This window comes from Pseudarthrobacter sp. CCNWLW207, assembly GCF_037203945.1.
Classification (GTDB): Bacteria; Actinomycetota; Actinomycetes; order Actinomycetales; family Micrococcaceae; genus Arthrobacter.
Genome location: NZ_JBBCBS010000022.1, coordinates 1 through 22,821, shown reverse-complemented (window position 1 = coordinate 22,821; position 22,821 = coordinate 1). Strand labels below are relative to the sequence as shown.

General features: G+C 66.0%; 21 protein-coding genes. 8 read left to right on the top strand and 13 right to left on the bottom strand.

The annotated features are described in order from the left end of the window. Positions 1-111 precede the first annotated feature (111 nt). From V9L17_RS20925 to V9L17_RS20905, 5 genes are all read right to left on the bottom strand, one after another. Entirely contained in the window at positions 112-1,020 is a 909-nt protein-coding gene (locus V9L17_RS20925) for an ABC transporter substrate-binding protein (protein ID WP_337349196.1), read from the bottom strand. A gap of 101 nt (positions 1,021-1,121) precedes the next feature. Further along, complete coding sequence (locus tag V9L17_RS20920; RefSeq protein WP_337349195.1) at positions 1,122-1,841, bottom strand: ABC transporter permease; 720 nt, start codon at positions 1,839-1,841, stop codon at positions 1,122-1,124. Further along, the gene (locus V9L17_RS20915) at positions 1,838-2,488 is read right to left on the bottom strand and encodes an ABC transporter permease (protein ID WP_337349194.1); all 651 of its coding nucleotides are present in this window, start codon (positions 2,486-2,488) and stop codon (positions 1,838-1,840) included. The genes V9L17_RS20920 and V9L17_RS20915 overlap by 4 nt, the downstream gene beginning before the upstream one ends. Next, a complete protein-coding gene (locus V9L17_RS20910; protein ID WP_337352752.1) occupies positions 2,485-3,591 on the bottom strand; it encodes an ABC transporter ATP-binding protein in 1,107 nt (368 codons plus the stop codon). Before V9L17_RS20910 ends, V9L17_RS20915 begins: the two co-directional genes overlap by 4 nt. Continuing rightward, entirely contained in the window at positions 3,588-4,319 is a 732-nt protein-coding gene (locus V9L17_RS20905) for an IclR family transcriptional regulator (protein ID WP_376048041.1), read from the bottom strand. Before V9L17_RS20905 ends, V9L17_RS20910 begins: the two co-directional genes overlap by 4 nt. Positions 4,320-4,532: 213 nt before the next feature. On the opposite strand from V9L17_RS20905, the gene V9L17_RS20900 reads away from it, so the two are divergent. The 4 genes from V9L17_RS20900 (at position 4,533) to V9L17_RS20885 (ending at position 9,289) form a co-directional block, all read left to right on the top strand. Continuing rightward, complete coding sequence (locus V9L17_RS20900; protein WP_337349191.1) at positions 4,533-5,732, top strand: allantoate amidohydrolase; 1,200 nt, start codon at positions 4,533-4,535, stop codon at positions 5,730-5,732. Beyond that, a complete protein-coding gene (locus tag V9L17_RS20895) occupies positions 5,729-7,075 on the top strand; it encodes a formimidoylglutamate deiminase (RefSeq protein WP_443198056.1) in 1,347 nt (448 codons plus the stop codon). Before V9L17_RS20900 ends, V9L17_RS20895 begins: the two co-directional genes overlap by 4 nt. A 165-nt stretch (positions 7,076-7,240) precedes the next feature. Beyond that, on the top strand, positions 7,241-8,209 hold the full coding sequence (locus tag V9L17_RS20890) for an alpha/beta hydrolase (RefSeq protein ID WP_337349189.1): 969 nt from the start codon (positions 7,241-7,243) through the stop codon (positions 8,207-8,209). A gap of 78 nt (positions 8,210-8,287) precedes the next feature. Then, complete coding sequence (locus V9L17_RS20885; RefSeq protein ID WP_337352749.1) at positions 8,288-9,289, top strand: hypothetical protein; 1,002 nt, start codon at positions 8,288-8,290, stop codon at positions 9,287-9,289. Between the two features lie 15 nt (positions 9,290-9,304). On the opposite strand, the gene V9L17_RS20880 is transcribed toward V9L17_RS20885, so the two are convergent. Beyond that, the gene (locus tag V9L17_RS20880) at positions 9,305-10,231 is read right to left on the bottom strand and encodes an aldo/keto reductase (RefSeq protein ID WP_337352748.1); all 927 of its coding nucleotides are present in this window, start codon (positions 10,229-10,231) and stop codon (positions 9,305-9,307) included. 103 nt (positions 10,232-10,334) lie between these two features. Between V9L17_RS20880 and V9L17_RS20875 the strand changes: the two genes are divergently transcribed. After that, complete coding sequence (locus V9L17_RS20875) at positions 10,335-10,514, top strand: hypothetical protein (protein WP_337349186.1); 180 nt, start codon at positions 10,335-10,337, stop codon at positions 10,512-10,514. A gap of 94 nt (positions 10,515-10,608) precedes the next feature. Here the strand turns inward: V9L17_RS20875 and V9L17_RS20870 are convergent, their stop codons facing one another. From V9L17_RS20870 to V9L17_RS20845, 6 genes are read right to left on the bottom strand one after another with little or no spacing between them, the layout of a single operon-like run. Then, a complete protein-coding gene (locus V9L17_RS20870; RefSeq protein ID WP_337352747.1) occupies positions 10,609-11,640 on the bottom strand; it encodes an aldo/keto reductase in 1,032 nt (343 codons plus the stop codon). Beyond that, positions 11,637-12,992: an LLM class flavin-dependent oxidoreductase gene (locus tag V9L17_RS20865; RefSeq protein WP_337352746.1), complete on the bottom strand. Its 1,356-nt coding sequence runs from the start codon at positions 12,990-12,992 to the stop codon at positions 11,637-11,639. The genes V9L17_RS20870 and V9L17_RS20865 overlap by 4 nt, the downstream gene beginning before the upstream one ends. Further along, positions 12,992-14,374 carry an LLM class flavin-dependent oxidoreductase gene (locus V9L17_RS20860; protein ID WP_337352745.1) on the bottom strand — a complete coding sequence of 461 codons (1,383 nt, stop codon included), beginning with the start codon at positions 14,372-14,374 and terminating at the stop codon, positions 12,992-12,994. Before V9L17_RS20860 ends, V9L17_RS20865 begins: the two co-directional genes overlap by 1 nt. A gap of 26 nt (positions 14,375-14,400) precedes the next feature. Beyond that, a complete protein-coding gene (locus tag V9L17_RS20855) occupies positions 14,401-15,192 on the bottom strand; it encodes an ABC transporter ATP-binding protein (protein WP_337352744.1) in 792 nt (263 codons plus the stop codon). Continuing rightward, a complete protein-coding gene (locus V9L17_RS20850; RefSeq protein WP_443198055.1) occupies positions 15,168-16,031 on the bottom strand; it encodes an ABC transporter permease in 864 nt (287 codons plus the stop codon). Before V9L17_RS20850 ends, V9L17_RS20855 begins: the two co-directional genes overlap by 25 nt. Continuing rightward, complete coding sequence (locus V9L17_RS20845) at positions 16,028-17,143, bottom strand: ABC transporter substrate-binding protein (protein ID WP_337352743.1); 1,116 nt, start codon at positions 17,141-17,143, stop codon at positions 16,028-16,030. Before V9L17_RS20845 ends, V9L17_RS20850 begins: the two co-directional genes overlap by 4 nt. Positions 17,144-17,703: 560 nt before the next feature. Between V9L17_RS20845 and V9L17_RS20840 the strand changes: the two genes are divergently transcribed. Next, complete coding sequence (locus V9L17_RS20840; RefSeq protein WP_337352742.1) at positions 17,704-18,462, top strand: hypothetical protein; 759 nt, start codon at positions 17,704-17,706, stop codon at positions 18,460-18,462. Positions 18,463-18,746: 284 nt separating this feature from the next. Here V9L17_RS20840 and V9L17_RS20835 read toward each other — a convergent pair whose 3' ends face one another. Beyond that, positions 18,747-19,745: an aldo/keto reductase gene (locus tag V9L17_RS20835; RefSeq protein WP_337349178.1), complete on the bottom strand. Its 999-nt coding sequence runs from the start codon at positions 19,743-19,745 to the stop codon at positions 18,747-18,749. A 348-nt stretch (positions 19,746-20,093) separates the two neighbouring features. Here V9L17_RS20835 and V9L17_RS20830 point away from each other — a divergent pair, with 348 nt between their 5' ends. Together V9L17_RS20830 and V9L17_RS20825 are read left to right on the top strand one after the other, a co-directional pair. Further along, positions 20,094-21,692: a PucR family transcriptional regulator gene (locus V9L17_RS20830; RefSeq protein ID WP_337352741.1), complete on the top strand. Its 1,599-nt coding sequence runs from the start codon at positions 20,094-20,096 to the stop codon at positions 21,690-21,692. Then, entirely contained in the window at positions 21,689-22,621 is a 933-nt protein-coding gene (locus V9L17_RS20825) for a glutaminase (RefSeq protein WP_337352740.1), read from the top strand. The genes V9L17_RS20830 and V9L17_RS20825 overlap by 4 nt, the downstream gene beginning before the upstream one ends. The last annotated feature ends 200 nt before the right edge of the window (positions 22,622-22,821 follow it).

The window sequence follows — 22,821 nt, the reverse complement described above, 5'->3', positions numbered from 1 at the left end:
TCCGTCTGCCAGCTCTTAGCGGTCAGCTCAGTGCCGCGGGCTGCTTTAACCGGGCGGGCACCGGTAGTGAAATCGGCTTTCAATGTATTGCTCCTAATATCTTGCGCGGGCCTAGACCAGATTCTTGGACTTGAGCCAGTCCTGGGCGATCTCGCCGATGTCCTCGAACTTCGCCACGCGGCCGTTCATCTCGATGAGGTCTTCCGTGGTGAGCGCGGCCGAGACTTTGTCCAGGACCTCCTTGACGGTGGCCGTGGACTTCTTCTCGTTGATGACCGGGACGATGTTCTCGGACAGGAAGAGGTTCTTGTCGTCTTCGAGCGCAACCAGGTTGTTGGCGGCCAGCGCCGGGTCGGTGCTGAAGAGGTCGGCCACCTGTACCTGGCCCGAAAGAAGGGCGTTGAGCGTCAGCGGGCCGCCGGCGTCGAGCGCCGAGAACTCCTTGAACTCCAAGTTGTAGACGGACTTCAGGCCGGCGACGCCGTTAATGCGGGTCTTCCACTCCGGGGGGCCGCCCAGGACGAGTTCCTTGGCCGCGGGCTGGAGGTCGCTGATGGTCTTGAGGTTGTGCTTCTCGGCTGTTTCCTTCTTGACAGCCAGGACATCCTTGTCTTCTGCTTCGGAGGCCGTCAGCATGGTCAGCCCGGACGGGACCTTGGTGGCCAGTTCCTTGGCGACTTCTTCGGAGGAGACTGCCTTGGTCGACGAATCAAGGTACTGCAGGAGTGCTCCGCCGTATTCGGGCATGAGGTCGATGGAACCGTCCTTGAGTGCCGGGATGGTGACTTCGCGGCTGCCAATACTGGGCTTTTCGGTCACCTGGACGCCCTTGGACTTGAGGGCTTCGGCGTAGATCTTGGCGATGAGCTGGCTTTCGGGGAAGTCCGCGGAGCCGACAATGATGCTGTCACTCGAAGCAGCGGCCTGGGTGTTGGAGCTGCTCATGGGATCCCCGCCGCAGGCGGTCAGGGCCAAGGCTGCAGTAGCCGCGAGGGTGATGCCGGTCAGGTACTTTTTCATGTTAATGGCTCTCTGGGGAGGCTGGCGCGGGGCATGCAGCGGCCAGGTTGGGGTGGGTCGGGTTGCCGGACGGCGGTTGGGATGTTGCGTGGGGTGGTGAGTCAGACCGTAGCGGGGATTTGCACGGTGTCGGCCGCAGCGGCCGATTTGATGGTGCGTCGGGTCAGTCCTGGTGAGACGATCCGACGCGTGATGAAGGCAAGTAGCTGGTCGAAAACAAGGGCCATCAGGGCCACGAGCACGGCGCCTGCAACCATCTGGCTGTAGTCGTTCTGGGCCTTGCCATCGATCAGCAGGCGGCCGAGTCCGCCGAGCGAAATGTAGGCGGCGATGGTCGCCGTCGAGATGATCTGCAGCAAGGCGCTTCGGACACCGGACAGTACCAAGGGGAGCGAGCAGGGGAGCTGAACATCCGTGAGAATCTTCATGGTGCGAAAGCCCATGCCCTTGGCGGCGTCGACGGCGGCAGCATCCACGGCGCGGATGCCGGCATAGGTGTTGGTCAGGATGGGCGGCACCGCGAGCAGCACCAAGACGATAAGGCTCGGCAGGATGTAGCCCATCTTGGACGGGAAGGCCGGTGAGATCAGCAGGACCAGCAGGATCAGCAGTCCCACGCTGGGGAGGGCGCGGAGGGCATTGGCCAGGCCGGCGATCATGAAGACGCCTTTGCCGGTGACACCGATGTAGACGCCGAGCGGAACCGCTATCACGGCCGCGATGGCGAGGGCGATGAGCGAGTAAACGAGGTGCTCACCGATCAGGTTGGGGATGCCGTCGGCACCGGTCCAGTGCGCGGGGTCGAACAAGTAGTTGATCATGCTGCCACCACCTTGGGGGTCCACGGTGTCAGCCACCGGTTGAGGAGGATGATCAGTCCGTCAATGATCATGGCCAGGACCACGCAGAGGATGATTCCGGCGATGATCGGGGTGAAGAACCGTAGCTGGAAGCCCTGGGTGAAGAGCGAACCGAGCTGGGGGATGCCGAGGAGTGCAGCCACTGACACGAGGCTGACGTTGGAGACCGCTGCTACGCGAAGGCCGGCGGCGATCACCGGCACGCCGACGGGAAGTTCAACTTTCAGGAGGCTCTGGTAGCCGCGGTAGCCCATGGCCTTCGCCGCCTGGACGGTATCTTCGGGAACGGAATCCAGGGCATCGGCAACCACTCGGACCAGCAGCGCCACTGTGTAGATGGTCAGCGCGGCCACGATGTTGATGGGGTCCAGGATCTTGGTGCCCAGCACCAACGGCAACAGGACGAACAATGCAAGCGAGGGCACGGTGTAAAGCAGGCCCGCGATGCCTACCAGGAGGGGGTAGATCCGGCGGCTGCGGTGTGCCCACCAACCCAAGGGCAGGGCAATCAGCAGGCCAAGGATCAGAGGGGTGACGGCGAGCAGCACATGCCAGCCGAGCAGGAACACAATATTGTCGAACTGGCGGCCCAGCCATTCAATGTTCATCGGGCCGTCTCCAGATGTGGTTCGGCCTCGATGGCCTTGACGATGTCGGACGCAGTTACCGTGCCGATGAGTTCACCGCGGTCGTTGACGACGACGCCGCGGCGGCTGGGGGAGGACAGCGCTGCGTCCAGAAGCTGGCGCATGGTCCCGGCCGATGTCGCAGACGTGCCGCTGAGGTTCAGGTGCTCCCGCTTCAGCTCGCCGACTACCAGCTCGGGCTGTGCCCAGCCAAGCGGTTTTCGTCCGCCGTCGACTACCAGGACCCATGCCCCGGTGGCCCTCGCACGCGCCTCCGCGGCGGAGTCTCCGAGCTGGACCACGGCCTCTTCGCTCACCGTCACGGCTCCGGCCACATTAGTGAAGCCCAACGAACGGTAGCCCCGGTCGCGTCCTACGAAGTCGGCTACGAATTCGTCTGCCGGAGAAGTGAGAAGCTCCGACGGCGTGGCCATCTGGGCGAGCTTCCCGCCGACGCGCATCACAGCCACCTGGTCCCCGAGCTTGAGGGCTTCGTCGATGTCGTGGGTAACCATGATGATGGTCTTGCCGATTTCTCGCTGGAGGCGGAGGAACTCGTCCTGGAGCTGCGCCCGGACCACCGGGTCCACGGCGCTGAACGGTTCGTCCATCAGCATGAACGCAGGATCCGATGCCAAGGCGCGGGCCACCCCAACACGCTGCTGCTGGCCGCCCGAGAGCTGCCAGGGGTAGCGCTTGGCGAAGTTCGCCGGAAGGCCAACGCGCTCTATGAGCTCAAGGGCCTTCTTTCGTGCTTGCTGCCGGCTCTCGCCGAGCAGCAGCGGCATGGTGGCTACGTTGTCCACGATGGTGCGGTGCGGGAAAAGCCCGGCGTGCTGGATCACGTAGCCGATCCTGCGGCGGAGCAATGCCGCGTCCATCCCGGAAGTGGGCTGGTCATCAAGGTAGATGGTTCCGCTGGTGGGTTCGATGAGGCGGTTGATCATCCGGAGCGAGGTGGTCTTCCCGCAGCCGGACGGGCCGACAAGGATGGTCAGCTTGCCGGTGGGGGCTTCGAGGTCCAACCCGTCCACGGCCACTGTCCCGTCCGGGTAAGTTTTGGTAACGCTTTCAAACCTGATCATTTTGTATCCATGCTTTCCAGGGGCTTTCCATGGTCTTCGGAGGGCGTATTGAGAATGGTTTTGGCCACTGTCGCCAGGTCCTCGCCGATTGTCATTGCCTTCGTTTCATCCAGCCTGTAACTGGGCGCCACGATGCTCAGGGCAGCCACGGTCCGGCCGCCCATGATGACTGGGGCGGCAACGGCCGTCACATCGTCTTCAACACCGCTTCGCATGATGGCGAAGCCGCGTTCGGACTCGCCGCCGGTGAGGACCTTGCCTGCGGCCGATCCCTCCAGCGGGATGCTTCTGCCGACCCAGCTGGCATGCCGGATCGAGTGGGTTCCTTCAACTATTGCTATGTAGATTCCGGTGTCCCCAGCGCCGGGAATGCTGAGATAACAGGACTCCCCGAACTTTGCGACGAGTCCCTTCATAGCCGGAGTGCACAAGGAGACCAAGGACTCGTGGCCCAGGGCCAAGGCACCGAGTTGGATGACGCTGGCACCCGGCCGGAAGTTTCCGCCCGGGTCCCGCGAAACGAACCCGCTGGCCTCGAGCGTCCGGAGCAGGCGCAAGGCCGTGCTGGCGGACAAGTCAACCACCCGGGCTGCGTCACTGAGGCTGATGGCCCCGTCTGTACACACAGCGCTCAAAAGCGCCAGGGCCCGTTCCACTGTCCGGGTTGAAGAATCTGCAGCCACTGGTTGACCCGCTTTCGAGTGGTCCGAATCACTATCTCTTGCCACTAAGTAAAAACCAACTTTCATTCGATGACAATAGGTCCGGCCTACATTTCACACGCTCTTCACAAAATCCAGGTTGACCGGCCCCTGGTGGGACGGTCATGTTTCCGGCATGTTGCGGGCCTGTTAAGTGTCGGCGGCATTCCTCCCGAGGCCTTGCCATGCAATGGAAACTGGTTTTTACTTGGTGGCAGTTCGTACTAATCGGAGGTACATGTGGAAACCGTCAACCAGCTCCTTGACTCCATCAAGGACGTGGGCCGCGACGCGGTCCGCGGAGGCTATTCCCGGGCCGTCTACTCGACGGCGGAACTCGACCTGAGGGCCTGGTTCATCGACGAGGCGCGCCAGCGTGGCCTGGATGTCGAAACTGACCGAAACGGCATCATCTGGGCGTGGTGGGGTCAGCCCCAGGACGGCGCCCTGGTTACCGGCAGCCACCTTGACTCCGTCCCCGGCGGAGGGGCCTTTGACGGCCCGCTGGGGGTAGCTTCCGCGCTTGCCGCCGTCGATCTCCTCAAAGCCCGGGGAGTGCAGCCGCGCCGCTCCCTGGCCATCACCGCCTTCCCCGAAGAGGAGGGCTCCCGCTTTGGAGTGGCCTGCCTCGGGTCACGCCTTCTCACAGGAGCCATCGACGTCGACAAAGCGCGGAACCTGCGCGACGCTGACGGCAACACATTCGCCGACGTCGCCCGCGCCAATGGCCTGGACCCCCGCCACATCGGTCCGGATCCACAGGCGCTGGCGCGTATCGGTGACTTTGTCGAACTTCATGTGGAGCAGGGAAAGGGCCTCGGAGCGCGCGGCCCGGCCATCGCCGTCGGAAGTTCCATCCTCGGCCATGGCCGCTGGAAGCTGAGTATCAGCGGCCAGGGCAACCACGCCGGGACTACCCTGATGGAGGACCGGGCGGATCCGATGGTGGCTGCCGCGCAAATCATTGTGGCCATCCGGCAGGCCGCCGCCCGCCAGCCCGATGCACGCGCCACGGTGGGGCGCCTCATCCCGGTGCCGGGCGGAACGAACGTTATCGCCTCCCGCGTGGACATGTGGCTGGACGCCCGCCACCCGGACGACGCCGTCACGGCCAGGCTCATCGAAGCAATCCATGGCAGGGCCCAGCGGCTGGCAGCCGAAGAAGGGTGCACGGTCATGCTGACTGAGGAGTCCTACAGCGAAACGGTCCATTTTGATCAGGGCCTGACCCGAACCATCAGCGGGATGCTGCCGGGGGCGCCGCTGCTGGCCACCGGGGCAGGTCATGACGCCGGTGTGCTGGCCGGATTTGTGCCGTCCGCCATGCTGTTCGTCCGGAACCCTAGCGGAATCTCGCACTCCCCGGAGGAACACGTCACCGATGAGGACGCCGGCACCGGCGCTGCCGCACTCGCGGACGTCCTGGAAGGGCTGCTGTGATGCGGTACTGGTGCGAGGCGGCAATGTTCGACGGCGGCACCGGTCCCGCAGTTGCCGGACGGGTGGAGATCGAGGTGCAGGACGGCCGGATCACACGCATCTCCCCGTCCGTTGACCCTTCCCCGGAGGCGCATATCCTGTCCGGCGTGGTTTTCCCGGCCGCGGCAAATGCCCACTCACACGCCTTCCACCGGATCCTGCGCGGCCGCACGCACCACAACCGTGGCGACTTTTGGGTCTGGCGGGAGCACATGTACCGCAGCGCGGCGGAGCTGACGCCTGACGCCTACGAGCAGCTCGCGACGGCGGTCTTCACGGAGATGGTGGTGGCCGGCTACAGCAGTGTGGCCGAGTTCCACTATGTCCACCACCAGCCCGGCGGCGTGCCATACCCGGAACCGCACGCCATGGAGCTTGGCCTGGCCAGGGCGGCCACCGCCGCCGGGATCCGGCTGACCCTCCTGGACACCCTGTATCTTGCCGGCGGCATCGGACTGCCGCTGAGCCCTGAACAGGCCAGATTCGGGGACCGGGACGTGCAGGAATGGCTGGACAGGGTGGCTTCCCTTCGGACGGAAATCGCCCGGAGCTTCCCGCCAGGCATGGTCAGTGTGGGGGCCGCGCTTCACTCCGTCCGCGGGGTGCCGGAGGCGGACCTGGCCGTGGTGGCCGACAAGCTGCCGCACGACATGCCGCTTCACATCCACCTGAGCGAGCAGCCTGCGGAGAACGCGGCGTGCCTGGCAGCGCACGGACTGACGCCCACGGGGCTCCTTGACCGGCACGGCCTGCTGAGCCCGCGCCTGTCGGCAGTCCACTGCACCCATTTGACGGATGAGGACATCACTTTGCTCGGAAACGCCGGGGTAACCGTGGTCATGTGTCCCACCACCGAGGCGGACCTCGCGGACGGCATTGGCCCCGCCCGGGCACTGGCCAATGCCGGGGCTACCATCGCGCTGGGGACAGACCAGCACGCCGTGATCGACCCATGGATCGAAATGCGGGCGCTGGAACACGGGGAACGCCTGGGCTCGGGGGAACGCGGCCGGTTTTCTCCTGAGGAGCTGCTCCACGCGGCTACCGAAGGGGCGGCCCGGTCCATGGCCACGCCGGTGGCACCGGAGGCTTTGCGGGTTGGTGCTGTCTGCGACCTGGTGGCTGTGGCCACCGGTTCGGCCCGGACGGCGGGATCGAAACCGCAACAACTCCCCCTGAGCGCCACAGCTGCCGATGTCACGGCGGTGGTCATCAACGGAGAGCTCGTGGCGTCCGACGGCGTGCACCACCGCCTGGGCGCGCCGGGACGACTGCTGACGGACGCGCTCGAGAACTTTTCCTGAGCGAGGACATGTCCTCGTTCGCGGTGAGCGACGTTGATGGCCAAAGGACCGCCATCCGGCGGTCCAGACAGCCCGGTTTGAGTGCTGCTGGCGGTTAGAATCGGCAGATGCACTACCTAGGCTGATTCAGGTCACAACGCGGTGACCAAGCCACCAGGAGACACAATGAAACCGATCCACAAAGCCCCGCCCTTTGATGTTGAACTCGGGGCAACGCTGACTGCTCTGGGAGATCTGCTCAACCCCACGCTGACCCCGGATATGATTCCCGGGATGCGGGGTGCGCCGCTCACATCGCCCATCGAAGAGCAGCTTGCAGGTCACGCCGTGAGGCACGTAGAGCGAACCATCCCCGGCCCGGACGGGGCACCCGACCTGGTGGTTTCGATTTTCACCAGGATTGATCACGTTCCCGGCGGCCCGGGGATCTATCACACCCATGGCGGCGGCATGGTCATCGGGGACCGCTTCCTGGGGGCGGACATGCTCATTGAGTGGGTGGAACTCATGAATGCTGTCGCGGTGTCGGTCGAGTACCGTCTCGCCCCCGAGAACCCGGACCCGGCGCCCGTGGAGGACTGCTATGCCGGCCTTGTCTGGACCGCCGCCCATGCCGAGGAGCTCGGCTTCGACCCGGCACGCCTCATCATCGCTGGAGCCAGTGCCGGCGGCGGGCTGGCCGCGGGAGTGGCCCTGATGGCGCGGGACCGTGGAGGTCCGGCGTTGGCCGCCCAGGTGCTGATCTGCCCCATGCTCGATGACCGCAACGAAACTGTCTCCAGCTACCAGATTGACGGCTTCGGGCTGTGGGACCGCACCAGCAACGACACCGGCTGGGACGCCTTGCTCGGTGACCGGCGGAAGACGTCGGACGTGTCCGTCTACGCAGCCCCTGCCCGGGCAACTGACCTGTCCAACCTGCCGCCTGCCTTCGTCGACGTAGCTACTGGAGAAGTGTTCAGGGACGAGGTGGTGGCCTACGCGTCGGCAATCTGGGCCGTTGGAGGCGTAGCGGAGCTGCACGTCTGGGCCGGCGGATTCCACGGTTTCGACATGCTTGTGCCGCAGGCCGCAATGTCCATCCAGGCCCGGGCCGTACGGACGAGATGGGTTCGCCGCATCCTCGGCGCCTGACGCCTCGGCACGCTCCCCGGCAGGTGGCGGACAGAGTAGGATTTTCGGACCAGTAGCGACCTCAACGAAGCGGCAGATATGCAGGGATTGGTGTGGCGCCTCAAAGCGCTTGACCCCGAGGCATCCGAAGGCCTCAAGGTGATCGCGTACTTTGATGCGCTCGTTGACGGGCATGCCAGTGCCCACATCCTGCTGAAAGGCGCCGCGGTGCTCAGCGGCTGCCCGGCGGGATACGCGGTTGACGGGAACACCCTTCGCGTTGACGCCTCCGGTACGAAAACCGTGCCCGGGGCGCCCGGTGCATGGCCCGGACATGACTTCGGTGATGGCGGGCGTGTGTGGATTGAGCGGTCCGGGCGCGCCTTCGCCAATGATGAGATGATCCTTGAGCGCGTGGCGATTGCGCTGGGGATCTCGTTCGACCGCACCAGCCCGGTGGCCGCCACCCGCCGGGCTGTCGCGACGGTCATTGACCGTACCGCGCCCCTGGACCGGCGGATGGATGCGGCCGCCATGCTCCATCTTGACCGGGACACGGCCTACCGCGTGGTGGCCGTCCCCGCCGCAACGGTGCTGCCGGGACCAAGTGCAGTCATCTACACAGAGGTAGGGCCCGTCCGGGCAGCTGTGTGCAGGCCCGCCGATGCACGGCCTGAGTCCCGCTCGGGGGTCGGCCTGGCTATGCTGCCAGGTGCGCTTGAGAGGTCGTGGGACTCGGCGCTCCTCGCGCTGCGGCTGACTGGCCCGCAGAATCCGCGGCTGCTCGCCGATGACCTGGGCAGCCTGCTGGTCTTTGCGGAGCTGGCAGATTCCTCCGCGTTTGAGACCCCTGACCTCACGGCTCTGAAAGGGCTGCTGCGTGCTCAACCCAAGGCGCTGGTGCTCCTTGAGGCCATTGCGGCGACGAACAGCCTCCGGGCAGCCGCCGACGAGGTTGGCCTCCACCACTCCACCGTGCAGAGCCGCACCGCCGAGTACTCGCAGACGATTGGGTTCGATATCCTCACGGCGACAGGGCGTGTGCGCCTGTCCCTTGTCCTGACACTGTTCAGGCTCTCCGCCACAACGTTAGGTCAGTAGTCCGCTCTATTCCGATTAGCCCAGCTCGCCGGTCCCGGCCGCCGCGAGCGGCAGAATCTGATCCCAGAAATCCTCAGGGATGTCCCACTCCGCGAGCTTGACGGTTTCCTCAACGCGTCCAGGTTCCGACATTCCAACAATCGTGGAGCTGACCCGCGGATCCCGGGTGGAGAACTGCAGGGCGGCGGCAGCCAGCGGCACTCCGTATTCCTTGCAGATCGCCTCCATCTGCTTGACCCGCCCGATGATGGCCTCGCTGGCCGGGCGATAGCAGTAGTTGGGGGCGGCGTCCGGACCCTTGACCAGCATGCCGCCGCCGAACGGTGCCGCGTTAACGTACGCCACCCCGCGGTCCATGGCGTCCTGGATGAGCGGCTCGGCGGTCTGGTCCACGAGCGTGTAGCGGTTGTGGCTGATGACGACGTCGAACACATCGAGTGCGAGGTACTTCAGTTCCAGGTCGATTGGCCCGCCAGCTACGCCCAGGTGCCCGATGATGCCTTGGTCGCGCAGACCGATCAGCGCTTCCAGCGGGCCGCCCGCCGCGATGCCTTCCTCGAAGGTGATCTTCTCCGGATCATGGAGGTACACCAGCTGGAGCCGGTCCAGGCCGAGCCGTTCAAGGCTTTCCTCCACGGACCGGCGGACCCGGTCGCCGGAGAAGTCATTGATTCCGCGGATGGGGTCCACCTTCGTGGCCACCACTACGCCGTCCGGAAGGCCGCCGGCTTCCGCGAGTGCCTGTCCGATGCGGCGCTCACTGTTCGTCTGCCCGTATTCATTGGACGTGTCGATGAAGTTGAAGGGGCCTTCGAGGACCCGGCGGATGGTGGCGACGGCGGTGTCGGTTCCGTGCGGCGCGGGGTGGCTTCCCAGCGAACTGGTGCCGACACAGACGGGAGACACGGACAGGCCGGTGCGGCCAAGGGGGCGGTATTCCACGGATGTTCCTTCGGGTGGGAGGCTCAGAAAGGGCTTTCTCTCCAGCTATTCTGCCTGCTTCGCCCACTTGATAGTGTGATTGACCACACACCCAGGAGGAGCCATGACCATCAACTCACCCGAATCCCTGCCCGACGACGACGCGCAGGAACCGGCAGCCAACGGCGGGGCTGACAAGGAGAAGGACGATGGCGGCGTCCCCGCCGGGCAGGAAGGCGTGGGCCTGGGTGCCACCAACGAGCCCAACACCTTCGAACCCGAAGAAGCTCCGGAGACGGACTAACTTCCCATCGACTGCTCCGGAAGCGCCCTTTTGGCGGCTCAGAACGGCAGTTACGGAGCAATCGATGTGTGTTTGGAATGGTGGGCCTAGGCCATTACCGGCTGCGGCGCCGCAGCAGCGGATCAAGGAGCGACGGCGGCTGGTAGCCGCCGTCCGCGGCGTTCAGCGTGGTGCCGGGCGGGACGATCTCGTCGATCCGGTCCAGGACATCGGAGGACAGGCTCACCTTGTCCGCTCCCAGGGCCCCTTCCAACTGCTCCAGCGTCCGCGGGCCGATGATCGCCGAGCTGACGGCGGGGTGCTCCAGCACGAATCCCAGCGCCAGGTGGATCAGGGACAGCCCGGCCTGGTCGGCAAGTTCAGTCAACTCCAGCACCGCCTGCGTCTTGCGCGCGTTCTCGGCGGTCGAGGGGTCGTGCCGGGCAGGCTGCCGGGCGGCCCTGCTGGAGGGGGCGTGGCCGCCGTCGGGCCTGATCCGGCCGGAGAGCCAACCGCCGGCCAGCGGGCTCCACGGCAGCACGGCCAGCCGGTGGCGCTGGGCCAGCGGGAGGACTTCCCGTTCCACGCCCCGCGCCAGGATGGAGTAGGGCGGCTGTTCCGCCACCGGCCGTTCCCGGTGGCGCTCGCGGGCCACATACTGGGCTTCCACGATCTGCCCCGGCTCAAATGTGGACGTTCCGATGTAGCGGATCTTGCCCTGCCGGACGAGGTCGGACAATGCGCCGAGAGTCTCGTCGATGTCGGTGTCCGGTTCCGGCCGGTGCACCTGGTAGAGGTCGATCCAGTCCGTCTGCAGCCGGCGCAGGCTGTCCTCCACGGCGCGGATGATCCAGCGGCGCGAATTGCCGGCCTGGTTCACGTCCTCGCCGAGGCGCCCGTGGACCTTCGTGGCCAGGACCACCTCGTCGCGGCGGCCTTTCAGGGCCTTGCCCACAATGGTTTCGGACTCGCCCTGGGAGTAGACGTCGGCCGTGTCCACCACGTTGATGCCGGACTCGAGCGCCCGGTGGATGATGCTGATGGAGGCGTCGTGGTCCGGGTTGCCGATGGCCCCGAACATCATGGTGCCAAGGGTCAGCGGGCTGACCTTGATGCCGGTGGCACCGAGGCTGCGGTAGTCGGTCATGCGGATGCTCCTTGAAGTTGCTGGTGGTCGTCGTGAACTTGCTGGCTGTACTGGCTCTCGGGCCGGTCCAGCCCGAAGTGTTCGCGCAGTGTCCGGCCCGAGTATTCGGTCCGGAACAGGCCGCGGGCCTGCAGGATGGGGACCACCTCATCGGCGAAGGCCTCGAAGCCGCCGGGCAGCCAGGGCGGCATGATGTTGAACCCGTCGGCCGCCCCGTTTTCGAACCAGCGCTGGATCTCGTCCGCCACCTGCACCGGCGTTCCGGCCACGGCGTAGTGGCCGCGGGCACCGGCAAAGCGGTGCAGGACCTGGCGCACAGTGAGGCGTTCCCGGCGGATGACTTCCAACAACAGCTGGCTCCGGCTGCTCTCACGGCCCGCGGCAGCCAGCAGCTCCTCCGGGAAAGTGTCGTCCAGCTTGAGCCCGTCCAAGTCAACGCCCAGCAGCTTCCGGAGGATGCCGAGCCCGTATTCCGGCTGGGTCAGTTCGTCGAATTCCTGGCGCAGTGCGCGCGCCTCCGCCTCGGTGGAACCCAGGTAAGGGCTGATGCCGGGAAGGACCAGGAGCTTGTCCGGATCACGGCCGGCCGCTGACGCCTGCGCCTTAATGTCGGCGTAGAACCCCTGCGCGCTTTGCAGGGTCTGGTGCGCGGTGAACACGGCTTCCGCATGCTGGGCCGCGAAGGCTTTACCGTCGGCGGAGGAGCCTGCCTGCACGTAGACCGGCCGGCCTTGCGGGGACCGAGGGGTGTTTAGGGGCCCTTCCACCCGGAAGTGCTCGCCCTCATGCCCGATCGGGTGGATCCGTGAGGTATCGGCGAAAACTCCCGTGCCGGCGTCGGACACCACCGCCCCGTCCTCCCAGCTGTCCCAGAGCTTGCCCACCACCCGGACGAATTCGTCCGCCCGGGAGTAGCGTTCGGCGTGCGGCGGGTGCTCGTCCAGGCCGAAGTTCCGGGCTGCCCGTTCGGCGCCGGTGGTGACGATGTTCCAGCCCGCCCGGCCGCCGCTGAGGTGGTCCAGCGACGCGAACAGCCGGGCCGCGTTGTACGGCTCCAGGTAGGTGGTGCTCGCCGTGCCAATGAGGCCGATCCGTTCGGTGGCGACGGCGATCGCGGACAGCCAGGTGAAGGGCTCCAGACGGAACCTGGTGGCGTACTGCACGTTGCTCTCCAGTGCCGGCCCGTCCGCGAAGAACACCGCGTCGAACTTGGACCTCTCCGCGCGTTGCGCGAGCTCCTGGTAGAAGCTGATGTCCAGCAGCCGGTCCGGCTGGGACTTCTGGTGCCGCCAGGCTGCTTCATGGTGGCCGCCGGGGTAGATGAACAGATTGAGCTTCAGCTGCCGGGCCACTAGAGCGCCGACCCGATCGAAGCGAGCTCCAGCGCTTCGGCACCCGCAAAGAGGTTTACAGGACGCTCAAGGCCGTAGTGCTCCCGCAGGGTCCGGCCTGTGTATTCGGTGCGGAACAGGCCGCGCTCCTGCAGGATGGGCACCACCTGGTCCACAAACGTTTCGAGCCCCGAGGGCAGCACGGGCGGCATGATGTTGAAGCCGTCCGCGGCGCCGCCGTCGAACCATTCCTGGATGGCGTCCGCCACCTGGACAGGCGTGCCGGTGAAGGTCCGATGGCCGCGGCCGCCGCCCAGGCGTCCGATCAGTTCCCGGACTGTGAGCTTCTCCCGGCGTGCCAGCTGAACGATCAGGGTGTAGCGGCTCTTGGCGCCCTCGATCTCATCCTCGCTGGGCAGGTTGTCCGGCAGCTGGCGGTCCAGGGGCAGGTCCTCGGGCGCTACGCGGAGAGTCTTGGCCAACTGGATCCGGGCGTACTCGGGCTTGATCAGCCGGTCCAGTTCATGTTCGAGGGCCTGGGCTTCCTCCGCCGTGGCCCCGATGACCGGGACGATGCCCGGAAGGATCTTGATGGTCTCCGGATCACGGCCGACGGCGGCGGTTCGCTTCTTGAGGTCCCGATAGAAGTCCTGCGCGTCGGCGAGAGTCTGGTGGGCGGTGAAGACGGCATCGGCGTATCGGGCGGCAAGGTCCTTGCCATCCTCCGAGGAGCCGGCCTGGACAATCAGCGGGTGACCCTGTGGTGAACGGGGAACGTTGAGCGGGCCACGGACCTTGAAGTGTTTGCCTTCGTGGTCGATGGTGCGGATCCGTTCGGAATCCGCCCAGACGCCGTCGGCCTTGTCCGCCAAGACCGCGTCGTCCTCCCAGCTGTCCCAAAGCTTCTGCGCCACCTCGATGAACTCGGCGGCACGCTCGTACCGGACGGCGTGGGCGGGCTGGTCGTCCACGCCGAAGTTGCGGGCGGCGTCGGGACCGGCAGTGGTGACCACATTCCATCCGGCGCGGCCACCGCTGACCCAGTCCACGGACGCGAAGCGTCGGGCCAGGTTGAACGGCTCGTTGTAGGTGGTGGAGGCGGTGGCGATCAGGCCGATGTGTTCCGTGGCGCCGGCGATCGCGGTCAGGAGCACGGTGGGCTCAAGCTTCCCGGCCGGGCGGCGGCCCACCTCGCCGAAGAGGACCGGAGAATCGGCGAAGAAGATGGAGTCCAGCTTGCCGCGTTCGGCGGTGCGGGCCAGCTGCTTGTAGTGCTCCACGTTGGTGCTGGAATGGGGATCGCTTTCGGGCAGGCGCCACGAGGCCTCGTGGTGGCCAGTGCTCATCAGGAAGGCGTTGAGGTGAAGTTTGCGCTGGGTGGAATCAGGACTCTGGGAACTCATGGGGTGCTCCTAAGGGGTGAAGTGATTTAGTGGCTGGCGACGGTGACGTCGACGCCGAGGGCAGTGAGCAGATCGCGGCGCAGGGCTTCGTGCCCGGCGGCGTCTGTGGGGGTTCCGGCAGCGGAGGTGCCAATCTCCGGCGCAACTGCGCGCACAGTTGCCACGCGGCCGCTGTCCAGGACCACGATCCGGTGGGCCAGGGCGATGGCCTCGTCCACGTCGTGGGTGACCAGCAGGACGGCGGGCCGATGCGCGGCCACGAGGTCGCGGAGCAGGCCGTGCATCTTGATGCGGGTCAGCGCGTCGAGCGCGCCAAAGGGTTCGTCGGCCAGCAGTAGCTGCGGTTCACGGACCAGGGAGCGGGCCAGTGCAACGCGCTGCTGCTCACCGCCGGAGAGCTCATGCGGCCAGGATTTTTCGCGGCCCGCGAGTCCCACTTCGGCGAGGGCCCTGCGGGCCTTCGTGTCGGCGTCGTGATCTCCCAGTCCCAGCGTGACGTTGCCCAGAACCGTGTCCCAGGGCAGGAGGCGGGAGTCCTGGAAGGCCACCGACACCCGGTCCGGAACGTTGATGACACCGCTGCCTTTCACATCGTGGTCCAGTCCGGCCAGCGCTCGCAGGAGCGTGCTTTTGCCGCAGCCGCTGGGACCCAGCAGGGCTACGAACTCGCCGGGGGCGATGTCCAGGTCCACACCGTTCAGGACGCCCTTCGGCCCGAAGCCGCGGACGAGGCCACGGACGGAAACCAGCGGTGCCTCCGTGGGCGCTTTGGTGCGGGAAGGTGCGACGGCGGTCAGCCCGCCAGCGTGCGCTGCCATGAGAGTGCCTTTCGTTCGATGAAGCGGACAACGCCGTCGGACAGCAGGCCGAGGATGCCGTATACGGCGAGTCCGAGGACGATGATGTTGGTCTGGCCATAGGTGCGGGCGAGTTCCATCATGTAGCCGATGCCGCTGGTGGAATTGATCTGCTCCACCACCACCAGGGACACCCAGGCCCCGGTGACCGCGAAGCGGAGGCCCAGGAAGAAGCCGGGCAGGGCGCCGGGGAGTACCACGCGGCGGATGAAGCCTGCACGGCTCAGGCCCACTGTTTGCGCCAGTTCGACGTAGCGCAGGTCAATGCCGCGGAGGCCAGCGTGGGTCTGGAGGTAGATGGGAACGAAGACGCCGAGGGTGATGGTGAGGACCTTCATGGTCTCGTCGATCCCGAACCACAGGATGAGGAGCGGAATCAGGGCCAGGCCCGGGATGGCGCGCTTGATCTGCACTGGCCCGTCGATGAACGCCTCGCCTGCCCGGCTGAGCCCGGAGACCAGGGCCAGCACGGCGCCCACGACGATGCCGAAGAACAGCCCCAGTCCCGCCCGCTGAGCCGAGATGGCGAGGTTTTCCTGGAGCCGTCCATCGGCAATCAGCTCACCTGCCGTAGCCACCACGGTCCATGGTTCGGAGAGGATGCGGGGGTCCAGCAGCCCTGTTGCCGAGGCGGCTGTCCAGAGCAGCAGCAAAGCCGATGGGCCCAACAGCCCGGCGAGCCGCCGTCGTCGTCCGGGTCCCAGCCTGCGGCCCGTGGGCCGTACATCCTCACGTCCGGCGAGTGTCGGGTCCTGGTGGGGTGCGACGGCGGTTCGTTCCACCACGGCCGCGGCGCTCATGCGGCACCTGCCTTTGCAGCCTCGGCGAAGGCGGTGCCCGCGATGGCTTCGTAGCGGGTGTCGTACAGGTCCGCCGCGACCAGTTCGGGTTTCTTCTGCTCCCGGGCCAGCAGGTCGATGGTCTGCTGGTGCCGTTCGATGGCTTCCGTCCAGGACACGGGCACGTCCCTTTTGCCCGCGGCATCGATCAGGTACTGGCCGTCCTCGCGGGAAAGACCCTGGTCCTTGACGTAGTAGCCTTCGAGCCATTCCGCCGGGTGGTCCTCGATCCACCGCTGGGCCTTGCCCCACACCTTGACGTACGCGGCGAGGGCCGCTGCCTTGGCGGGGTCATCCAGGACCTTGGCGGGGGAGTACAGGTGGCTGGGGTCGTCCCGCAGGCCGTGCCGGAGGGTGGACGCGCCGTCGGCCTTGTATTTGGAGAGGTAGCGCTTGATCTGCACGCCGCCGATTGGTGCGGCATCCACCTGCTTGCTGGCTAGGGCGGTGGAATAGACGTCGCCGGTGCTGGGCAGCTCCACCAGCTTTACATCGTCCTGCACGAGCCCGGCTTTTTCCAGGATCCGCAGCACCAGGGCGCCCTGGGCCTGTCCCGGGCTGTAGGCGATCTTCTTGCCGCGCAAGTCCTGCAGGGAGGAAATTCCCGCTCCGGGAGCGATGCCGAGCTCATAGAGGGGGTGGTTCACGGCGTCCTGGCGGAAGGCGCTGGCGATGATGCGCACGTCCAGGCCGGTCCAGGTGGCGTGGATCGGCGGGATGTCAGCCACGGAACCGACATCCAGGGCGTTTGCCCGGAAGGCTTCGGTGGTCTGCGGGCCTCCGGAGATGTTGGCGAACTCCACATTGAAGTCCAGTTCCTTGTTCAGGCCGGACAGCTCCAGGGCCACTTTGACCGTGGGGTCGCCCACGGTGATGGTGGTACCGGCGGGCACTTCGGCGGCCAGAGGGGACGTTGCCTGCGTTGGCTGGGTGTTGCCGGCGGTGGCGCTCCCGCCGCAAGCGGTGAGGACGCCGAGCGCGGGCAAGGCCAGGAGGGCGCCCAGGGCGCGGCGCCGGGTGAAGGTGGAATGCCCTTGGGTGGAGGGAGGCGCGGACGGTGCAGCGAAGGACATGGTGTGGCCTTTCTTGGAAACGGGGGACGGGGATGAGGGCACAGCAAGGCTGGCCCGGGGGTGCACCCGGGAGCGGGATGAATCGAAATTTAGGAGGGCTGCGCCGGTCAGCGGAAGCGGATCAGACCCGGCGGATCAGGCCCGGCAGCAACCCGGAGAACCTGCGGCATGGGGGCCATTGGTGCAGCTTTTTATGTGCGGCATCGGGTCCTCCTGTCGTCATGCGTTTGTTATGCGGTGCGGCCTGGCCTGTGCCGTGACACCACCTAAACACGGCCTCAAGGGTGTTGGCCAGCACCCCGCAATGGAAGCTAAACGGGACGAAACCGGGCTACTTATGAAGCCACGGAAGGCGCAAAATAAGGCCAAACCGGGCAATCCGGCGCCATGTTCCGCAACGCGGCTTCACCGGAGCGTCATCTTGCGGGAGGGCCGCCTAGAGGGTGCGCGTGTTTTGTTATCGCCGCAACGGTTCGGCGCCAAAAGGGCCGTTGGCGGATCCCGGCGCGCCCGCGCGCTCCACAATTTAAGCACCTAACTCAAACCCAAAGGAGGGTGTGATGCGCAGTCCAGCCGCGTCAGGCGCGGTTTTTCCTACAGCCATTCTGATGGCCTTGCTTTTCACGGGCTGCGGCCCGCAGGCGGGACCGACGACGACGTCGAGTCCCAGCCCCACCGTCACCTCCGCGACGGGAACCACAACTGCCATGCCGACGGCGACCGCCTCGCCAAGTGCCACGGCTTCGCCGAGTCCCAGCGCGCCGGCGTCGGCCGCCTGGACCAGTTTCACGACGGCGGACGGCCAGTTGACGTTCGACCATCCGGCCGCGTGGAGCGTCAAGGATCCGGCGGGGGAGCTTCCCGAGGGCGGCGGTGCCTTCGCGGAGGTGACCAACGAAGCCGGCAAGCCACTGGCGACGCTTCGGACCAACATGGCCGTCGGGTCCACATGCATGGACCGGTATCCATACTCTGTGCTGGATTCCGAGGAATTGCCGCAGTTGATGCAGGGTGAGGGGACTCCGCGGTTCATGTACGAGACCCGCGGGAACAGCGCCACACCTGGACCGGCGGACACGCCGGCGGCGGCCTACGGCATCACCTCGGTCCCGGCACCCACCGGCGACTCCGCGTCATGCATCTTCCACTTCTTCAACTGGCCTCCCACTGCCGCCATGTTCGGTGCGTTCTTCAACCCGGAGAACAACGTGACGCCGGGGGCTTCGTCCCTGCCGATCCTGGAACAGGCGAAGAAGTACATGGAAACGGACGAGTACCAGGACATCCGGCGGATGATCACCTCGCTGCGGCCTGCTTGAGAGCTGCGGCCTGCTTGAGGGGCTCGGCCTGCTTGAGGGGCGCCGTGTGACCTAGGCCGGCCCAGCCAGCCGGCTGGCTCAAGGTTCCGTCAAGATTTCCCGGATATGGCCCGGACTGGTCAAGGCGGTTCCGCGGGACCAGTACATTGAATTCGGCTTCGGATCGTTCCCCAACCCCGAAGCCTGGGAAGCCCCCGCGCTGGAGTTCAACTCGCGCGGGGGCTTCCGATCAGGCGAAGGTTCGACGCCGGTTGCCCACTCGGATCGGCGGGAGCGCGGTCCATTTAGAGATTGGTCATGCGTTCCCCGGCCTCGTTGTACCGGCCGCCCTGCACCTGGATCTTCGCGGCGGCGTCCTCTATTTCGGTGAGTTCGTCCGCGGACAGTGCCACGCTGGCAGCGCCGAGGTTTTCGTCCAGCCGGTGCAGCTTGCGGGTCCCGGGGATCGGAACAATCCAGGGCTTCTGGGCAAGGAGCCAGGCTAAGGCAATCTGGGCCGGGGTTGCGCCCTTGCGCTCCGCGATCCCGGTGAGCAGGTCCACCACTACGCGGTTGTTCTCCCTGGCCTCGGGGGTGAAGCGGGGGATAGTGGCGCGGATGTCGTTGCCGGCCTCGAAGCTTGTCGAGGTGTCGATGGTGCCGGTCAGGAAGCCCTTGCCGAGCGGGCTGAAAGGCACAAACCCGATGCCCAGTTCCTCGCACGTGGCCAGGACGTCTTCTTCGGGGCGCCGCCACCACAGCGAGTATTCGCTCTGGACGGCGGTCACGGGCTGGACCGCGTGGGCCCGGCGGATGGTTCCTGCGGCGGCCTCGGACATGCCGAAGTGCTTCACTTTGCCGGCGTCGATCAGTTCCTTGACCGCCCCGGCCACGTCCTCAATGGGGACGTCGGGGTCCACCCGGTGCTGGTAGTAGAGGTCAATGGCCTCAACGCCGAGCCGTTGGAGCGAGCCCTCCACCACGTGCTTGATGACGTCGGGACGGCTGGTGACCTTTCCGCTTGGCTTGCGCTCGGCAGGGTCGATGTCCCAGCCGAACTTGGTGGCAATCACCACCTCGCCCCTATACGGGGCGAGCGCCTCACCCACCAGTTCCTCGTTGGCGTAGGGGCCGTAGATCTCGGCGGTGTCGAAGAAGGTGACGCCGCGGTCCACGGCGGCGCGGATCAGCGAGATCATCTCCTGCCGGTCGGGCCTGTCGCTGTAGCCGCCGCTCATGCTCATGCAGCCCAGCCCGATGGCGGAGACTTCGAGGCCGCTGGTGCCCAGGGTGCGCTTATCCATGTGTCATGCTCCTGTGTCGAAAGAAGGGAAGGCGGCACAAAATTTCCGATTATGGCTGAACCGCGCTGTCCCAGAAACGCTAACCCCGCCTGGAGATGCGCGGCAGGGTCTGTCAGTACACCCTTTGGAGCCGGCCGGGCTCCGGGAAAGCTGCAAAGGGCCCGCTTCGCTGCCAGCCGCCTCGGGCATTGACGGCCATACAGGGCTGCCAACCCGCCCAACTTGGTCAGCTACCCGAAAAGCTGCCAGTGCCTTTGGAATGGCTTCCATATTTTGCCGCCGCGTGCCTCGATAGCATGGGGTGACCGGACAGAGCCGTCCGGTGAGATCGACGCGAAAAAGGAAGCCATGGCAGCGGTTACGGTGGAGGATATCCTTTCGGATCTCCCCTTGGGTTTCGCCAGCCTCATCCTCCGGCCGGCCCCGGCCAGCTCCGCGATCGAACGGTTCCTGATCGTGGATGCGGATGATGAAGCGCCCGACGGCGGCGCGGCCTTTGTGCTGTTGATCGGCGTCCGTGGCCGCTCGGCTTTGCCCGCGCTGCGCCGGCTCCTGAAGAACCCTCCGCCGGTGGTCGCCGTCAAGGGAATGCGCGAAGAGCTCGCCGAAGCTGAGGAACTGCTCCGCGACGCCGGTACGGGCCTGCTCCTGGTGGATCCGGGGGCCGATTGGGACCGGCTCCTGTCCATTGCCAAGGACCGCATCCAGCCGCGCAGCTACCAGAGCGAAGTGCTGACGCTGCTGGAAGAGGACCTGTTCGCCATCGCCCAGACCACCGCCAGGCTCACCTCCAGCCACGTGCTCATCGAAGATGCCGCCAACAAGGTGCTGGCGTACTCCACCGTTTCGAACGACATCGACGAACTGCGCAAGGCCTCCATCCTGGCCCGCCGCGGTCCGCGTAAATACGAGCTGCTGCTCAAGGACCTGGGCGCCTACCGTGAACTGCACAGGACCCGGCTGCCGGTGCGGGTACCCGCCCGGCCACAGGACGGGCTCCGGGAACGGGTGGCCATCACACTGTTCGCCGGGGACCGGATCATGGGCTACATCTGGCTGCAGGAGACCGGGGGCGGCTTCGGCACGGACGTAGAGTACGTGCTCAACGGATCTGCCGCCCGGGCTTCCGCCGAGCTGATCCGGTACCGCAACCAGCAGTCTGTGCACATGCGCGAAGACCGCATTGCCCGGATCCTGTCAGGACCGGCGGAAGCCGCGGCCAGCGCCCACAGCGAGAAAATCCCTGCTGAACGCCCCGCCGCTTTGATCCTGATAGGAATCTCGGATGCCGAAGCCCAGGCTGACGACGCCGCACTGAAGCACGGCGAACTCGCCAACCTTGCGTCCATCCATGCGGCTGCCTTCAAGGCGTCCGCCGTCGTGGGCCAGTTCAAGGGCGACACCGCCGTGATTGTCCCGGGCCTGCAGTCAACCGCCGCGGAGCCAGGGCTGCGGAGCCTGGCCGACGCAATCGTCCGGGATGCAGCCAAGCACCTGGGCATCAGCCCGTTCGCCGCCGTCGGTCCAGTGGTCCCGGACTTGCTGTCCATCCACTCAACCACCCGCATCACCGAGGCCCTGCTGAGTTGCGTCGGTACGTCTCCGGACAAGGCCGTAGCCACCGTGGACGACTTCGAGGCAGAAATCCTCTTCCGGGAGGCGGTCCAGAACTTCACGTCCTCCACCTTCCGCCACCGCGGCCTTTCCGCGCTGCTGCAGCAGGACGGCGAACTCGCGGAAACCCTGCACGCCTACTTCGACGCCGCACTGGACGTCGCCGAATGCGCCAGCAGGATGAAGCTGCACAAGAACACCGTCTACTACCGCATCAGCAAAGCTTCCCGGGGCACCGGCCTGGACTTCGGCGACCCCCGGGACGCCATGGTGGCCCTGCTCCATATCCAGGAATGGGCCGGCACGAACAAAGAACATTTAGGCACGAAATGACCACGACCCTTGAGGCCCCACCGTTGGGCCAGATTCTCGACGACATCGTCCGCCGTCACCGGCCGGAGCGCGAAAGCGGCTCGGTTCCGGCCTCCATCCCCTTCCTGGCGGCAGTTCCCTTCAACATGTTTGGCATCGCAGTTGCCACCGCGTCCGGGGAGGTGTTCAGTTCCGGCGACTCCGGCGTCCCGTTTTCCATCCAGAGCATCTCCAAGGTGTTCACCCTGGCGATGGCGCTTCGGGGCGACAGGGCAGGAACACTGTGGTCCCGGGTCCTGCGCGAACCCTCCGGCACCCCCTTCAACTCCCTGGTCCAGTTGGAAGCGGAACAGGGCATCCCGCGGAACCCTTTCATCAACGCCGGCGCGTTGGTGGTCACCGATCACCTGATGAATGAAACGCCCGACGCCGCCACGCGGCTCTTGCGGTTCCTCACCGACCAGGCGGGCAGCGCAGGGCCTTTCATCCATGAGGCCGCCGCTGCCAGCGAGCTTTCCAGCAGCAACCGCAACCTGGCGCTCGCACATTTCCTCAAGGACTTCGGCAACCTGGCCCAGTCAGCGGAATCAGTAGTGGAAAACTACGTCCGCCAATGCTCCATCATGATGACCTGCGTGGAACTCGCCAAGGCCGGGCTCTTCCTTGCCAGGAACGGCCACGGGACCCACGGAACCGTGGTGTCCCCCAGCGAAGCGAAACGCATTGGTTCCATCATGCTCACGTGCGGCATGTACGACGCCGCGGGCGAGTTCGCCTACCGCGTTGGCCTGCCCGGAAAAAGCGGCGTGGGCGGCGGAATCCTGGTGATCGTTCCAGGTGTTTGCGCGATCTGCGTCTGGAGCCCCCGGCTGGACGCCAAGGGGAACTCCCTCGCCGGCACTGCGGCCCTCGCCGACCTTTCCGACCGCACGGGCTGGTCCGTTTTCTAGCTTTCTCTTGCCCGTCGGGGAGCACACCCCCACGACTTTCTTCCCACCCAAGCAGGATCTTCTCCCTATCGAAAGGATCAACCGTGCCCATCAACCCCAATGACGAGGTTGTACTGAAACCACTCGACGGCGGGCATGCGCATGCCAGTGAGTCGGCGTTGCATGCGGAGGATAAGGGTTATCACAAGAACCTCAAGCCC

Excerpts from the sequence above, each read along its gene's own strand:
- V9L17_RS20925 (WP_337349196.1), bottom strand. The coding sequence starts at position 1,020 with ATGAAAAAGTACCTGACCGGCATCACCCTCGCGGCTACTGCAGCCTTG.
- V9L17_RS20920 (WP_337349195.1), bottom strand. The coding sequence starts at position 1,841 with ATGATCAACTACTTGTTCGACCCCGCGCACTGGACCGGTGCCGACGGC.
- V9L17_RS20915 (WP_337349194.1), bottom strand. The coding sequence starts at position 2,488 with ATGAACATTGAATGGCTGGGCCGCCAGTTCGACAATATTGTGTTCCTG.
- V9L17_RS20910 (WP_337352752.1), bottom strand. The coding sequence starts at position 3,591 with ATGATCAGGTTTGAAAGCGTTACCAAAACTTACCCGGACGGGACAGTG.
- V9L17_RS20890 (WP_337349189.1), top strand. The coding sequence starts at position 7,241 with ATGAAACCGATCCACAAAGCCCCGCCCTTTGATGTTGAACTCGGGGCA.
- V9L17_RS20885 (WP_337352749.1), top strand. The coding sequence starts at position 8,288 with ATGCAGGGATTGGTGTGGCGCCTCAAAGCGCTTGACCCCGAGGCATCC.
- V9L17_RS20875 (WP_337349186.1), top strand. The coding sequence starts at position 10,335 with ATGACCATCAACTCACCCGAATCCCTGCCCGACGACGACGCGCAGGAA.
- V9L17_RS20870 (WP_337352747.1), bottom strand. The coding sequence starts at position 11,640 with ATGACCGACTACCGCAGCCTCGGTGCCACCGGCATCAAGGTCAGCCCG.
- V9L17_RS20860 (WP_337352745.1), bottom strand. The coding sequence starts at position 14,374 with ATGAGTTCCCAGAGTCCTGATTCCACCCAGCGCAAACTTCACCTCAAC.
- V9L17_RS20855 (WP_337352744.1), bottom strand. The coding sequence starts at position 15,192 with ATGGCAGCGCACGCTGGCGGGCTGACCGCCGTCGCACCTTCCCGCACC.
- V9L17_RS20850 (WP_443198055.1), bottom strand. The coding sequence starts at position 16,031 with ATGAGCGCCGCGGCCGTGGTGGAACGAACCGCCGTCGCACCCCACCAG.
- V9L17_RS20845 (WP_337352743.1), bottom strand. The coding sequence starts at position 17,143 with ATGTCCTTCGCTGCACCGTCCGCGCCTCCCTCCACCCAAGGGCATTCC.
- V9L17_RS20840 (WP_337352742.1), top strand. The coding sequence starts at position 17,704 with ATGCGCAGTCCAGCCGCGTCAGGCGCGGTTTTTCCTACAGCCATTCTG.
- V9L17_RS20835 (WP_337349178.1), bottom strand. The coding sequence starts at position 19,745 with ATGGATAAGCGCACCCTGGGCACCAGCGGCCTCGAAGTCTCCGCCATC.
- V9L17_RS20830 (WP_337352741.1), top strand. The coding sequence starts at position 20,094 with ATGGCAGCGGTTACGGTGGAGGATATCCTTTCGGATCTCCCCTTGGGT.
- V9L17_RS20825 (WP_337352740.1), top strand. The coding sequence starts at position 21,689 with ATGACCACGACCCTTGAGGCCCCACCGTTGGGCCAGATTCTCGACGAC.